Genomic DNA, 11,539 nt, shown 5'->3' on the forward strand with positions numbered 1-11,539 from the left:
CACAAAAAGCCTTCCCGTGCATGGGAAGGCTTTTCTGTTGCCTTATTCTTTTTTCTCGGCTTCGCGCTGGCGGTCGAGGGCTTCGAGCTCTTTCAGTTCTTCCGTGCGCTCGGCGAGGGGCTGGGGGCGCTGGAGGAACATGGCGTCCCCAATGTATCGTTGAGTCAATCACAACACTTCCTAATTATATGTTATTGATAATCTGGCTCCGGGCCGAAGACACGTGTCATGCCTGCCACCGTGATGAGCCATGTCGCCCCAGATTGGCGCGCCTCATCTTCGCGAAAACGCGGCGTGGCCTTCTTGTACCCCGTGCACGCCTGCCTTACTGTAATACTGGCCTTCCCCCAGCGCTCGGCAGCTTCCGCGACCGTCATGACTTCATCCAGAACATTCACCTATTCCCCCTCCATTCTTTATAGACATCAGCTAGGAGCATGATGCCAAGTGTCCCTTGCGTGACTGCCAGGGCGAAACCGTCTCCAAGCCCTAACAAGCGGGCCGCTATATCTCCAATCGTCGAAAAAATCTTCCTTGAGCTTCAGCCAGTAGAAGCGCTGGCTGTCATTGTGTGATGGCAAAACAATCACCCCTTCAGCTTGTATTCATGCGCGATGGCTTCATCCACGCGCACCGGCTCCAAGATGTACCGCTTAAGAAACGAATCCCGACCGACGCGATGAATCTCCATGTGATGCTCGCGGCAAAACGGCAGCACCCGCATGCCGATATGACAGATTTCCTTGCGGTTCCGCCCACTGCCGACCGCATCCACGTGGTGCAGCTCATTCTTCCGCCCGCATACCGCGCAGCGATGCGTCATGAGGCAGGCCCATGTGTACTTCGGCAGATCCTCGGCCATCTTCCAGAGCGGCTCCCCACACTCGACCCCGTGCATCAGACAGAGGTCGATGAGGTATGTGATGTAGTCGCGCGCTGTCTCCATCGAGCAGTCAGCCAACGAAAACGTGTTCTCCACTATCGACGGCTTTGTCTGGCGAAAGATTTCCTTCGTGATGGCCTTCTCCACCTCGAGTGGTGTATAGCCCGACCACATGGCCAGATACCCGAGAAGGACATGCGCCTTGCACTGCTGCTGGCGCGACACACACCGACTGTCGGGAAACTCGATGACCGGCGCACCGCCGTGCTCCTGGATGAATTTCTGTTCTGCCGCACTGGCCGGGACGAAGACCACAAGGCCCTCGCCCGCCGTGCGGACAATCTGTGCTGGCAGGATCATGGTCAGAACGGGATGTCTTCATCTTCAAGCGGCGATAGCTCTGATGCCGGTCCGTAGTACTGGCGCATGGCCGGTTCCGGCACCGTGTAGTTACCCGAGCGGATGGTCTCCACGTCCTTTGGATAGCGCGCGACGACCGACGTCTTGCCCGTCGTCGGCGACGTCTCCTCGCGGAAGATGAAGCCGATCAGCTTGCCGCGCAGCTCCTGCTCATCCCACTCACCCGTCTCGCCAAAGTACGGCTCATAGCCGGGGTTCGATGCCTTGAATGCCTCGAGCAGTCCCTTGAAGAACGGGATGCTCTTGCCGACCGTCACCTGCGTATACGTTCCCTTCCAGAACACCTGCTCGCCCCAGCGCTTCACCGAGTGCATGTAATCCCTCGAGAAGTAACCAGCAAATGGGCCCTCTGCGATGTCCAGACGGATGACAATCTCATCGTTGCCGGAGCGCGACTTATCCTCGCGGACTGCTTGCACCCGGCAGACATAACCGCCCGCTGGCAGCCGCTTGAAGCCACCCATATCGGCAGCCTCCGTCTGGTTCCATGCATTCATATCAATCTTCATAGCAAACCCTCCGTAAATGTGGTAGAATAATCATATCGGACATTCCACAGTCCCGAGGAGCAGTGCACGACTATCGAGTGTGCTGCTCTTTTTCTATGCCCCGATGACAGAGGCGATGCGCACCGGCCTGCCTCAGCATGTAGTTCTCCTCCCGCGTCGGAGCATCGCAGCTCCAGTATGCGGGACGTATACACGTCGGATACGGGCACTGCAGGCAGAAATACCCTGGCCGACAGAGCGGCGGGATTATCGGTTTGGACTGTGCCATCACGACCACACCACCCAAGCGAATAACGCACCGATGACCACGCCACATCCGAAGATAACGGCATACCCCTTGGCGCTCAACGCCCTGCCCGTGAGCAGGAGCTGCAGCTCAGTCTTAAGCATGACCTCACCTCCTCACATCAGGATGGCCGCGACTGCCGCCATGATCTCCACAGCCACGACCGTGCCCAGAATCATCGTGATTCCCGCCACAGCCCACTCAGCTCCTTGCGAATCTTCGGATTCAGATGGCGACGACGCGCCCTTCTCGGCTCCATGTCGGCAGCTTTGATGTACTCAGTCATTTCTTCTCCCCCTCTTCACGATCTTCTTTGCCTTCAGCATCTGCGCATCGCGTTTCCATACCGGCTCAATACTGCAAGTCCAGTCGCAATAATCCAGGAACCGTTCAATCGCCAGTTCGTTCAAAGCGAATTTACCTTTCGGGTACTTCCTCCACGCTTTCATGCTGACTTCTCCCCCTCTGGCTTGTTGACGAACATCGCGATATCGATGCGCGTTTCCTCGATTGCTTTCTGCAGCTCTGCATCTGTCGTGATGCCCATCTCGGCCAGTTTCTTCTTCATGGCCTCTGCCTGTTCATGTACTGTCATAGCCGTTACCTCCTTCGATTCCTGTGACCGGCTGCAGGTTGCCGCCTGCGGATACATCTGCCAGTCTCAATCAGTCCTTATCCTTCTTGCAGTACGCGCCGATGGCGCAGACGTGCTTGCAATAATACTCGACGAGCTCCGGCGCGTCGTACTCCTTGGCCATGATCATGACCTCGTCCTCGTGCGGGAGCCGGATTCCCCGCTCAATCTGGTACAGGCGCGTCGTGCCGATGCCGATGACCGCGCTCGTGCTGAGCCGCGACTCAAATGCCGCATCCTTCTTGGACGCACGCATCCGGGCCTTGTAGTATGGTGTATCGTTCATGTTATCCTCCGCGATAGATGGCATAGTTGGTGGCATCTGTGCGCTCATTTCCATCTTGATAAGTTGAACACCGTGCACCCAATCACGATGATCAGCATGATGATGTCGAACGCGATCATCCATCCTGGATGCCGGAACGCCACAAAATCCATCCACTCCAGCAGCTCCGCAATCTTCTCTGCGGGGCTTTTCTTTTTCTTACGCATCTTACTCCTCCCATCCACGCATCGGCGCACTCCTGCGCGCCCCTGCGCTGCTACAATAAAGGTGAACGAACTCACCGGCCTGTCCCCGTGCCCGTCTCTCCCTGCTCGAACAAGCTGTACTCCTTCGGCATATCTCTCTGGATGCGCTTCAGGCTGTCCCCGCAAATCCTGCTCTTCTGGATGTACTTGTCGGCTCGATGCTCGAACCGCTGCTGAAGATTCTTGACGAAGTACGGATCACGAGAGAGCCGGATATTCCCGACGACGCCCGTCTTGCGGTCCGTGTAGATGTCCCGCTCATCCTGCGCCTTCTCATCCCTGCCATGCACCTGCATGGCTTTTTGGAGTTCCTGGACAAATGCATACCGCGCCATCTCAGCCGGAGAAATCTCCATCTGCTCATAGTACGGCTTGAAGATCGCGAACTTCTCTTCCATTGTCAGGCTCTTCCCCTCGGCGGTCTTCTTGTTGATGTCATCCTTGAACGCATGGCGGAGGCCATTGCGCTTCTTCTTGAGCTCCTTCGCTTTTGCCTCGGACATCAGCTCGTCCTCGCTCTGCACGCGGAACCATTCATTTCCCCTTGCCATTCACTTCACCCTCCTTACACCACAGGCACCTGCCAGGACATCATGGAAAATCTGCAGCTTCTTGATGGCCGAGTCCACATCATCGCGGATGGAAAGGATGGCCTCCTGCTTGTCCTCATGTATCTTGATCAGGCACCGGATCCATTCACGAAGCTCCGGCTCCGTGTTCGGGCAGTTGAACACATTGGACAGCCACTTCCGCGCCAGTGATGCGGTCTTGTACTCCTCATCTGCTGACTTCTGATACTGGGAGAACTCCTTGTGTTCCTCGGCGTACACCTGCAGGCTCATGCCATTCTTGAGCGCCTGCAGCTCGGCCTGTGCCTTGCTCGCGCGCTCCATCTGGTAGGCAAGGCTCTTCTCAGCCGATGCCGCCCGCGCTTCCTGCCGCTCGACCGTCTTGCGCGACTGTGCCAGCTGGTCACGCAGCCTGGCAATCTCCTCTCGGCTCGCCGTATCGGGGATCTCTACGACCTGCGGCTCAGTCTGCATCTTCTGCTCGTGCTTGAGCGCATCCACCTCGGACTGCTTGTGCAAGAGCTCGACCTTGAGCGAATTGAGCTCGGCCTCCGCCGTCTGCGCGCGCTTTGTGAGGTCATTCCGTTCCTGCTCGTGATTCGTCTTGAGCATCCGGATCCTGTACTTCACATCGGCCACTTCCGTCTGTGCCCGCTGCTCCGTTTCCATTGCCCGGCCCTCGAGTTCGGCGTTCTTGCTCTCAGCATCTGCACGAGCTTTCTTCTCGGCCTCGAGTTCGGCCTTGAGCGCCTTGTAGTCTCTGGCAGCCTGCATCGCCTCACGGGCCGTCATATCTTCAGGATGCTCCTGCTCGATAAAATCGGCACGATCCTCGGCAGGAAGTGACAATAAAGCCTCTAGTCGCCCGTAATTAACTGCAGACGTCTGCAGTTTCTCAATGTAAGTATCGCGTTCATTCCAAGCTTTCATCAGCAAATAACCGCGTCTTGGCTTAAATCCAAACTCTTGCTCCATGACACGCTCGAAATTCCCATCGTATGGGCGCGTTTTACGCTCTACTAGGATTGCCCCCATCCGCAGGAGTTCAAAACCGATATTGTTACGGCTGTGATTAAATTCTTGAATCAACTGTTGGTTACTCAGCTTCCTAATAACCGATGTGTTGATTGGCGTCAAGCTTATTCCCATATGTCTACCTCCATTTGTTTTTTTTCTAATCGTGCTTTCCAGTCTTTGACTGCCTGTGTATTCTCTCGAGCGCTTTTCTCTTCAGGTCGCTCCTTTTCGATGAAATCAGCACGGTAGGAGCTGGGAATCCTTAAAATAGACTCAATCACCTTGTAATTCAGCTTGCCTAAAGTAATTTTCCCGAGATACGAATCTCGCTCTTTCCATGCCCTCATCAGCACGAAGCCTCGGCTTGACTTTATGCCAAATTCTTTCAGCATAACCTGCTTGAAGTCACCGTGATACGGGCGCTTTTTACGCTCTACTAAAATAGCTCCTGTTCGCAGAATCTCTAGCCCTTTATTTCCTTTGTATGGAACGGATGCTCGTATCAACTCTTCACTAGTCATCTTTTTGAGAATGTCATTGTCAATCTCAATCAATATCATTTTCTGTATGCCTCCTTCATGCATCGAAGAAGCTTTCCTCTTAAGAAAATCGCTACAATAGAGGTGGAATGAATTATGTTTTTAACAAGTTTTTCTTGTTAAAAACATCAAAAAAAAGAATCTCCATCGGAATACCACTATCCAATTCCATTTTTTTCATGACCACGACAGACGGCTTGTTTTCACCATTTTCCCATCTGCTCCACATTTGCTGCGAAACGCCGTACATTTTAGCCATCTCAGCCTGTGACCGCTTTCCTCTATATCCTGTGAGTGTTTCTCGTTTCATGGTCTCCCTCCCTTCTCTAAACAAGCTCAGCTTGTATTTACATATTACAACTTTAGCTTGTATTTGTCAATAAGAAAATACAAGCTGAGCTCTGTTTATTTGCACAAGTAGCGGTTGTAACATTATACTATAGAAAGGACTGATACTATGTTTGCTCAAAAATTGCGATACCTGCGAAAAAACCATCCTGGCTTAACTCAAGCAAAACTAGCCGAGCTCTTCGGGGTCTCGCAACAAGCTGTAGGCTTGTGGGAACGTGGGAAAAATATGCCGACGCATGACATTGTCAAGCAAATTGCTTCGTATTTTTGTGTCAGCACAGACTACTTACTAGATAAAACAGATAATCCGTCTGAACCTGTACGGACGCCCGCCACTCCACCATCCACTCCGGCCCTCACGCCCCAGGAGCAGGATCTCCTGCGCAAGAACCGCCAGCTCACCCCCGCAGGCCGCAGCCAGCTGGACACCTACCTCGACTTCCTGCTCAGCCAGGAAAGCGCCTCCGCCGTCAAACGGAAGACGGCAACGTGATCCACGTCGACTTCACCAAACAAAAATAGCCGCCCCCTGGAGATGGGACGGCCATTGCTCTCTGATAATTTCATCATTGCGCGCGCTTCTATCCGGTCATATAATGATTACGAGAGGAGGTATCGTCATGACGTTACTCAAAAGCATCAAGGAACAGCTTCAGCGCATGAAGCAGTACCATCGTGAGTTCGAGCAGGACTACGACCAGTCCCGGCGCCGTGTCGACGCCACCAGAAAGGACATTGAAAGATGGACAACACCACGAACCAACCCGAAACCGTCGGGCAGCAAGAACCGCTGATCGACATTCTGTACAAAGACGACTATCGCGTAAAATCCTATATCGCTCAAATGCTTGCAGGAGCCGTGCAAAGTGTGAAGAAACAATCCACTTCGAACACCGGCTCCTTTTTTGATGCAAAAGGCGGAGCTGCCATTGTAAAAGGCGAGTATCGACGAAGCCGGGGAGAATCCAGCATGACGGAAACAGAGACCGACATACACGATCACGCTGTCATGGTCCTTTTGCAGGAACTTGCCCTAGAGCCCACCGACGAGCTTCCCGATGACGCCACCGGAACTATCGTCCACCTGCGCGGCGAGCTTTCATTGCGGGATTACAGCTCATTTGATGATCTCGTATCCGTGGTAGGCTCAAATCCGACTCAGTTTGGTGCAACAAAGAAAGAGGTGCACGACGTCAAGACCGCGTTCAAAGGCATAGCGAAGCTTGTTCCTTTAGGGCTTGAAGCAGAGCTTACGACGCCCAGATCTGGAATCGCACGCGGCATCTTGAAAGAGGAGTACATGCTCACGGCCTACCGCGACCTCGTGGCCATGTACAGTACACACCTTCCAGGCCTGTGGGATGTCATTGGTATCCTGGATCGCCCAAGGTCAACAGCATCTCCCCTTCACGGGGCGAAGCTCCGGTCTTCGATGGACATCATCGCGTCCGCAGCCAGACAGCTTTACGACAGCGGCGATAATGCCTATACTATCGCCCCGTTCCTGATCTACCGCGAGCTGTCAAGATAAAAAGGCCGCCCTTGCTTTCGGGGACGGCATGAAAGGATTACCATGGACAACATCATCATCTATAACACAGACGACGGCGCGGCCAGCGTCAAACTCTACGCCAACGACGGCACGGTCTGGATGACGCAGTCACAGATGGCTGAGCTATTCCAGTGCACACGCTCGAACGTGAACGCCCATATCCAAACTATCTACAAAGAAGGAGAGCTTGAGGAAACGGCAACCTGTAAGAATTTCTTACAGGTTCGTCAGGAGGGAACTCGCTCTGTAAAGCGCGAGATTCCCTTTTACAGCCTTGACGTCATCTTAGCTGTCGGCTTCCGTGTTCGCTCCCCGCGTGGCACGCAGTTCCGCCGCTGGGCGAACACTACACTAAAGGAATATCTGCAGAAAGGATTCGTCATCGACGACGAACGCCTGAAGAATCCAGACGGCCGCCCTGACTACTTTGACGAACTGCTCGCGCGGATCCGCGACATCCGAGCCAGCGAGAAACGGTTTTACCAAAAACTTCGCGACCTCTTCGCACTCTCCTCCGACTACGACAAGACCGACCGCGCCACGCAGCTCTTCTTTGCCGAGGTACAGAACAAGCTCATCTATGGCGTGACCGGCCAGACAGCTGCCGACCTCATCATGGCACGCGCTGATGCTTCCAAGCAGAACATGGCCTTGACCTCATGGAGCGGCAGCGTCGTCCGGAAACGCGACATCCTCATCGCGAAGAACTACCTCACCGCCGACGAGATTGACACGCTGAACCGCCTCGTCACCATCTTCCTCGAGAGCGCCGAGCTACGCGTCAAGATGCGCAAGGATCTGACGCTTCCCTACTGGCGCGGCACTGTCGACAAGATCCTCGAAGATCACGGTGTCCCTGTCCTCGCCGATCGCGGCAGCCATTCCCATGACGAAATGATTCGCTACGTCACCGACACCTACGCCGAGTTTGATGCCCGCCGTAAGAAAGCCGACGCCCAGCAGGCCGACGCCGATGACCTCGCCGAACTCGAGCGCGAGATTCCCGCAATCAAGCACCGCAGGCAGTGACACCATTTTGTCGGCGCCGCCAAAATCGCAAATAAAAAGACCGCCCCACAGGCGGCCAGGAAAGACAACAATACTCTTGAAATTTTTAACAGCAAATAGAAAAAGGAGAAATAGTATAATGGATGAACTAATAACTCAGCTAAATAAAATACTTTCTTCAAATGTCACTATTAGTTGCTTTGCTATCAACCTCAAAAAATCTCCACAAACAGGAATTCTTATTGATTTATCAAGTGAAAGACTCTATAGTTTCATGGCATCTACTCTGGAGTATCTATGCAAAAGAGTCTACAACAAAATGCAACTAGGAGATTATCCAGAAGCTACGCCGAAAGATTACATTGAAAGAATATATTGCACAAACTCCGACATATCTGAATTCATTTCTAATATTAAGAACATTCCCTTACTTGGGGAAGCTGATAATAAAGATTTAAACTCGTATAATGCTTATATGATTATCATTGAAGATGAGTCTCACGTGGATATCTTCTTAACAAAAAAGAAACCGTTGCTCTCCTGTAAAAAGAAGCGTATCCATGCGAACCTTTTCCAAAAAAGCAATACAAATGATTCTTATACAGAAATAACGGACGACATTATCCGACTCGTCCGTCATTTCGATGCATTTATTCTAGATGATACATGTTATATCGTAACTAAAGAAGGTCGTGCAATGCTAGGCTTAGAGAAGAGCAGAAAAGAAAAATGTCATGAAGTTCTCGAGCAAATCTCTTCTTTACAAGTCCTTGATCAATATGGATTAGCAATCTTGAAAGAATATTTAAGAAAGCCTGGTCAATTTGGGTGCCTCGCTGGTGCTGATGAAAAACTTCTTCAGGAGCTTTCTCATATCACACATCAAAACAAAGAGCATATTCAAAATAAATATCATCTCGATGTTATTGAGGATAGAAATGGTGTATGCATGATTGATGTTCGTACCCAAGAGCAAATGAAGGCATTTATCGACACTATCACGCTTCGCCGTGGGCAGGACTTTGATGCTAACATTGTTACTTGTGCAGCCCCCTTCAAACGCCATCTTTAACGAAGAAAAATACCCCATTTGTGATTTGCATCATCTTCCCTTGATTATCACTGCTAAAAAAAAGATTATTATCTGTCTTAACGATGAATGTACCCTTTCGAGAATCCCCATCATGCCGGTTTATTTCTCCTTCCAGAATTTTATACCCAAATACATCCAGTAAAGGTGTATATAAGAACATAATATTATTACAAAACATAGCCAACATAAGTCCAGTAACAATCAGGAGTGTAACAGCACTCTCAATACCAGAACCAATAAAAGAAATGAATGGTATCACATAGTAACTGATTGCTCCGCTACTGAATAAATCTTTTCGCTGAAGTCCTGATATTTTACAGGGAATACGTACACTCTGAAATTGTCGCCTAAAAAACAATCCTGTATCGATACAAGCCCAGGTCGATACTGTCATATAAAGGACGGCAAAACATTGAACAACAAATACAGCTTCATCAGAATCGAATATGAAAACATGTAGCATCTCTATCAATGCAATAGGGAAACAGCCTGCAAGAAAGGCCATGCAACTTGCTTTTTTCATCGCACTTACCTCCATATGTACTCTTTTGCATATCTATATCATGCCACATTTTTGCACAAAAGAAAAGGCCGTCCGCTTGGACGGCTCAAGAATCATTGTGCAATGTTAAGTTCTTTGCGGATGGCGTTCTGTAAGACGTTTGAGAAGTTCAGGTTGTGCTCTTTGGCCAACGTATCCATCCAGGCGGGTATGGTGAGGGTCTTCTTGACGGAATGATTGTCCGTGCGTTTCAGATAGGCCACTTCATCATACTCGACCAGAGACACGAAGTCACGCCCTTCCGTCTTGATATCAGCTGGATCGGATGGCTCGGGATATGGCTCCTTGTCTTCTTTCAGAGAATACAGGTAGATGCCGAGCGCATCTTCAGCCATATCAACAGCCTCAGAGAGCGTATCACCTTCCGTCACGCAGCCAAGCAGATCCGGAAAGTCAACCGAGTAGCCACCATCTTCCTCTGGATGAAACACGGCCGGGTAAATCAATTTCGTTGCCATGGTAAACTCCTTTCCATTTTGCAAGAAGCAAACAGGACTCATTTGAGCCCTGCCTGCTTCAAGATACTGTTGTAGGTGCCAGGCTTCAAGTCTTTGTTGTGCATGGGGATCGTCGGCCTGCCTGGCTTTGTCGGATGCTTCAGGATGTGGTGTGAACCTCTGACACGGTCAATCACCCATCCATCCGCTTGCAGTATCCTCAACAATTCCTTTGGCTTCATCATCTCTCCCCCTTACAGTTATTATTATAGCACGTGTTAACACATATTACAAGTATTAATACGTATAAAATACTTTGTTGCGACTCATAGAATTGGAAAGGTCAATACCGGCAATAAAAAAACCGCCCGCAGGCGGCCAGGAAAGGAAGGATACTTATTGGATAAACACGCATATATGGACAATATTGTCTCAATTCCGAAGCAACCGCCATTCAATCCAGCTGCAATGGCCGTGCTCACACAGGCGGCCCAGACGATAAGGCAGAACGCGATTGTCGACTTGGCGCATAATCAGCAAAAAGCAATCGCACGCATGCAGGAGCAGCTAGAGCCTATTTTGCGTATACAAAAGCAGTTTGCATACGCAAACGCATCCATGCCTGCTCTTACTGCATGGGCAAAATCGATGCAGCTCGCCGCTGATCCACTGCAAGAAGCCCGCTCAGTGCTCCAGGGAATGAGCAGTGAGCAAGCCAGAATCTTTGCCAGTAGAGTCTACGGCCCGCAGATGACGGAGGCAATCCGCCCGGCCCTTGTATACCTGGAGCGGTTGCATCCGGAAATATACCGAGAGATCGTGCCGGAGCCTCAACCATCACCTTCCCCGAGCACTCCACCGCAACAGAAAAAGAAAGCCCGGCGACGCGCACTCGCTAAGGCTGCAAGGTTGACGAGTCGGACCAGCGATATTCTCAGGAGTCTTGATGGCAGGATACAGTCAATCCCCTCAGGCAAGCTATCCAACATACTCAGTTTGCTTCTCAGCGCTGGCAGCATTGCCCCTCCGGAATATGCACATTCAATCAATCTTCTTTGTTTTGCAATCGCTGTTCTTTTGACATTTCGCCATGAGGAATAGCATTGCGGCGATAAAAGCAAGGCCAACTAAGTCATGGACTGTAGTTC

General features: G+C 51.2%; 22 protein-coding genes. 6 read left to right on the forward strand and 16 right to left on the reverse strand.

The features are described from left to right. Positions 1–42: 42 nt before the first annotated feature. From B2X55_RS08340 to B2X55_RS08400, 13 genes are all read right to left on the reverse strand, one after another. Positions 43–168, reverse strand: coding sequence for a hypothetical protein (locus B2X55_RS08340; RefSeq protein ID WP_286821703.1), 126 nt, complete (start codon positions 166–168; stop codon positions 43–45). 23 nt (positions 169–191) lie between these two features. Continuing rightward, entirely contained in the window at positions 192–398 is a 207-nt protein-coding gene (locus B2X55_RS08345) for a helix-turn-helix domain-containing protein (protein ID WP_286821705.1), read from the reverse strand. A 188-nt stretch (positions 399–586) separates the two neighbouring features. Continuing rightward, positions 587–1,243 (reverse strand): putative HNHc nuclease, encoded by a 657-nt coding sequence (locus tag B2X55_RS08350; RefSeq protein WP_286821706.1) that lies wholly within the window; start codon positions 1,241–1,243, stop codon positions 587–589. A 2-nt stretch (positions 1,244–1,245) separates the two neighbouring features. Continuing rightward, positions 1,246–1,812, reverse strand: coding sequence for a hypothetical protein (locus B2X55_RS08355; protein ID WP_286821707.1), 567 nt, complete (start codon positions 1,810–1,812; stop codon positions 1,246–1,248). 267 nt (positions 1,813–2,079) lie between these two features. After that, positions 2,080–2,202: a hypothetical protein gene (locus B2X55_RS08360; protein ID WP_286821708.1), complete on the reverse strand. Its 123-nt coding sequence runs from the start codon at positions 2,200–2,202 to the stop codon at positions 2,080–2,082. A 174-nt stretch (positions 2,203–2,376) separates the two neighbouring features. Further along, positions 2,377–2,547, reverse strand: a complete 171-nt coding sequence (locus B2X55_RS08365; RefSeq protein ID WP_286821709.1) for a hypothetical protein — start codon at positions 2,545–2,547, stop codon at positions 2,377–2,379. Further along, on the reverse strand, positions 2,544–2,693 hold the full coding sequence (locus tag B2X55_RS08370; RefSeq protein ID WP_286821710.1) for a hypothetical protein: 150 nt from the start codon (positions 2,691–2,693) through the stop codon (positions 2,544–2,546). Before B2X55_RS08370 ends, B2X55_RS08365 begins: the two co-directional genes overlap by 4 nt. A gap of 70 nt (positions 2,694–2,763) precedes the next feature. Next, positions 2,764–3,018, reverse strand: a complete 255-nt coding sequence (locus tag B2X55_RS08375; RefSeq protein ID WP_286821712.1) for a hypothetical protein — start codon at positions 3,016–3,018, stop codon at positions 2,764–2,766. A gap of 44 nt (positions 3,019–3,062) precedes the next feature. Next, positions 3,063–3,224 (reverse strand): hypothetical protein, encoded by a 162-nt coding sequence (locus B2X55_RS08380; protein WP_286821713.1) that lies wholly within the window; start codon positions 3,222–3,224, stop codon positions 3,063–3,065. Positions 3,225–3,295: 71 nt separating this feature from the next. Continuing rightward, positions 3,296–3,814, reverse strand: a complete 519-nt coding sequence (locus tag B2X55_RS08385; protein WP_286821714.1) for a hypothetical protein — start codon at positions 3,812–3,814, stop codon at positions 3,296–3,298. Continuing rightward, positions 3,815–4,624, reverse strand: coding sequence for a hypothetical protein (locus B2X55_RS08390; RefSeq protein ID WP_286821715.1), 810 nt, complete (start codon positions 4,622–4,624; stop codon positions 3,815–3,817). Between the two features lie 347 nt (positions 4,625–4,971). After that, positions 4,972–5,409 carry a hypothetical protein gene (locus B2X55_RS08395; RefSeq protein ID WP_286821716.1) on the reverse strand — a complete coding sequence of 146 codons (438 nt, stop codon included), beginning with the start codon at positions 5,407–5,409 and terminating at the stop codon, positions 4,972–4,974. A 73-nt stretch (positions 5,410–5,482) separates the two neighbouring features. Further along, positions 5,483–5,698 carry a helix-turn-helix transcriptional regulator gene (locus tag B2X55_RS08400; protein ID WP_286821717.1) on the reverse strand — a complete coding sequence of 72 codons (216 nt, stop codon included), beginning with the start codon at positions 5,696–5,698 and terminating at the stop codon, positions 5,483–5,485. Between the two features lie 147 nt (positions 5,699–5,845). On the opposite strand from B2X55_RS08400, the gene B2X55_RS08405 reads away from it, so the two are divergent. From B2X55_RS08405 to B2X55_RS08425, 5 genes are all read left to right on the forward strand, one after another. Then, entirely contained in the window at positions 5,846–6,232 is a 387-nt protein-coding gene (locus B2X55_RS08405; protein WP_286821718.1) for a helix-turn-helix domain-containing protein, read from the forward strand. 127 nt (positions 6,233–6,359) lie between these two features. Further along, positions 6,360–6,533, forward strand: a complete 174-nt coding sequence (locus tag B2X55_RS08410) for a hypothetical protein (RefSeq protein ID WP_286821719.1) — start codon at positions 6,360–6,362, stop codon at positions 6,531–6,533. After that, on the forward strand, positions 6,482–7,270 hold the full coding sequence (locus B2X55_RS08415) for a DUF6414 family protein (protein WP_286821721.1): 789 nt from the start codon (positions 6,482–6,484) through the stop codon (positions 7,268–7,270). The genes B2X55_RS08410 and B2X55_RS08415 overlap by 52 nt, the downstream gene beginning before the upstream one ends. Before the next feature lie 135 nt (positions 7,271–7,405). Then, positions 7,406–8,320: a virulence RhuM family protein gene (locus tag B2X55_RS08420; protein WP_286821722.1), complete on the forward strand. Its 915-nt coding sequence runs from the start codon at positions 7,406–7,408 to the stop codon at positions 8,318–8,320. 76 nt (positions 8,321–8,396) lie between these two features. Next, complete coding sequence (locus tag B2X55_RS08425) at positions 8,397–9,371, forward strand: Kiwa anti-phage protein KwaB-like domain-containing protein (protein ID WP_286821723.1); 975 nt, start codon at positions 8,397–8,399, stop codon at positions 9,369–9,371. Here the strand turns inward: B2X55_RS08425 and B2X55_RS08430 are convergent. The 3 genes from B2X55_RS08430 to B2X55_RS08440 all read right to left on the reverse strand — a co-directional run bounded on the left by B2X55_RS08430 (position 9,355) and on the right by B2X55_RS08440 (position 10,633). Continuing rightward, complete coding sequence (locus tag B2X55_RS08430) at positions 9,355–9,915, reverse strand: hypothetical protein (RefSeq protein ID WP_286821725.1); 561 nt, start codon at positions 9,913–9,915, stop codon at positions 9,355–9,357. The genes B2X55_RS08425 and B2X55_RS08430 overlap by 17 nt on opposite strands. A gap of 92 nt (positions 9,916–10,007) precedes the next feature. Then, positions 10,008–10,412, reverse strand: coding sequence for a type II toxin-antitoxin system HicB family antitoxin (locus tag B2X55_RS08435; RefSeq protein WP_286821726.1), 405 nt, complete (start codon positions 10,410–10,412; stop codon positions 10,008–10,010). Positions 10,413–10,450: 38 nt separating this feature from the next. Further along, positions 10,451–10,633, reverse strand: a complete 183-nt coding sequence (locus B2X55_RS08440; RefSeq protein ID WP_286821727.1) for a type II toxin-antitoxin system HicA family toxin — start codon at positions 10,631–10,633, stop codon at positions 10,451–10,453. Positions 10,634–10,808: 175 nt separating this feature from the next. Here B2X55_RS08440 and B2X55_RS08445 point away from each other — a divergent pair, with 175 nt between their 5' ends. Next, entirely contained in the window at positions 10,809–11,492 is a 684-nt protein-coding gene (locus B2X55_RS08445; RefSeq protein WP_286821728.1) for a hypothetical protein, read from the forward strand. The last annotated feature ends 47 nt before the right edge of the window (positions 11,493–11,539 follow it).

Origin of the sequence: Mitsuokella sp. UBA4253, assembly GCF_002395285.1 — a bacterium.
In the GTDB taxonomy this organism is placed as follows: domain Bacteria; phylum Bacillota; class Negativicutes; order Selenomonadales; family Selenomonadaceae; genus Mitsuokella; species Mitsuokella jalaludinii.

What these genes read in the sequence shown, in the direction of transcription:
- B2X55_RS08350 (WP_286821706.1), bottom strand. Translation starts at nt 1,243, where the DNA reads ATGATCCTGCCAGCACAGATTGTCCGCACGGCGGGCGAGGGCCTTGTG.
- B2X55_RS08355 (WP_286821707.1), bottom strand. Translation starts at nt 1,812, where the DNA reads ATGAAGATTGATATGAATGCATGGAACCAGACGGAGGCTGCCGATATG.
- B2X55_RS08360 (WP_286821708.1), bottom strand. Translation starts at nt 2,202, where the DNA reads ATGCTTAAGACTGAGCTGCAGCTCCTGCTCACGGGCAGGGCGTTGAGC.
- B2X55_RS08365 (WP_286821709.1), bottom strand. Translation starts at nt 2,547, where the DNA reads ATGAAAGCGTGGAGGAAGTACCCGAAAGGTAAATTCGCTTTGAACGAA.
- B2X55_RS08370 (WP_286821710.1), bottom strand. Translation starts at nt 2,693, where the DNA reads ATGACAGTACATGAACAGGCAGAGGCCATGAAGAAGAAACTGGCCGAG.
- B2X55_RS08375 (WP_286821712.1), bottom strand. Translation starts at nt 3,018, where the DNA reads ATGAACGATACACCATACTACAAGGCCCGGATGCGTGCGTCCAAGAAG.
- B2X55_RS08380 (WP_286821713.1), bottom strand. Translation starts at nt 3,224, where the DNA reads ATGCGTAAGAAAAAGAAAAGCCCCGCAGAGAAGATTGCGGAGCTGCTG.
- B2X55_RS08385 (WP_286821714.1), bottom strand. Translation starts at nt 3,814, where the DNA reads ATGGCAAGGGGAAATGAATGGTTCCGCGTGCAGAGCGAGGACGAGCTG.
- B2X55_RS08390 (WP_286821715.1), bottom strand. Translation starts at nt 4,624, where the DNA reads ATGACGGCCCGTGAGGCGATGCAGGCTGCCAGAGACTACAAGGCGCTC.
- B2X55_RS08395 (WP_286821716.1), bottom strand. Translation starts at nt 5,409, where the DNA reads ATGATATTGATTGAGATTGACAATGACATTCTCAAAAAGATGACTAGT.
- B2X55_RS08400 (WP_286821717.1), bottom strand. Translation starts at nt 5,698, where the DNA reads ATGAAACGAGAAACACTCACAGGATATAGAGGAAAGCGGTCACAGGCT.
- B2X55_RS08405 (WP_286821718.1), top strand. Translation starts at nt 5,846, where the DNA reads ATGTTTGCTCAAAAATTGCGATACCTGCGAAAAAACCATCCTGGCTTA.
- B2X55_RS08410 (WP_286821719.1), top strand. Translation starts at nt 6,360, where the DNA reads ATGACGTTACTCAAAAGCATCAAGGAACAGCTTCAGCGCATGAAGCAG.
- B2X55_RS08415 (WP_286821721.1), top strand. Translation starts at nt 6,482, where the DNA reads ATGGACAACACCACGAACCAACCCGAAACCGTCGGGCAGCAAGAACCG.
- B2X55_RS08420 (WP_286821722.1), top strand. Translation starts at nt 7,406, where the DNA reads ATGGCTGAGCTATTCCAGTGCACACGCTCGAACGTGAACGCCCATATC.
- B2X55_RS08430 (WP_286821725.1), bottom strand. Translation starts at nt 9,915, where the DNA reads ATGAAAAAAGCAAGTTGCATGGCCTTTCTTGCAGGCTGTTTCCCTATT.
- B2X55_RS08435 (WP_286821726.1), bottom strand. Translation starts at nt 10,412, where the DNA reads ATGGCAACGAAATTGATTTACCCGGCCGTGTTTCATCCAGAGGAAGAT.
- B2X55_RS08440 (WP_286821727.1), bottom strand. Translation starts at nt 10,633, where the DNA reads ATGAAGCCAAAGGAATTGTTGAGGATACTGCAAGCGGATGGATGGGTG.
- B2X55_RS08445 (WP_286821728.1), top strand. Translation starts at nt 10,809, where the DNA reads ATGGACAATATTGTCTCAATTCCGAAGCAACCGCCATTCAATCCAGCT.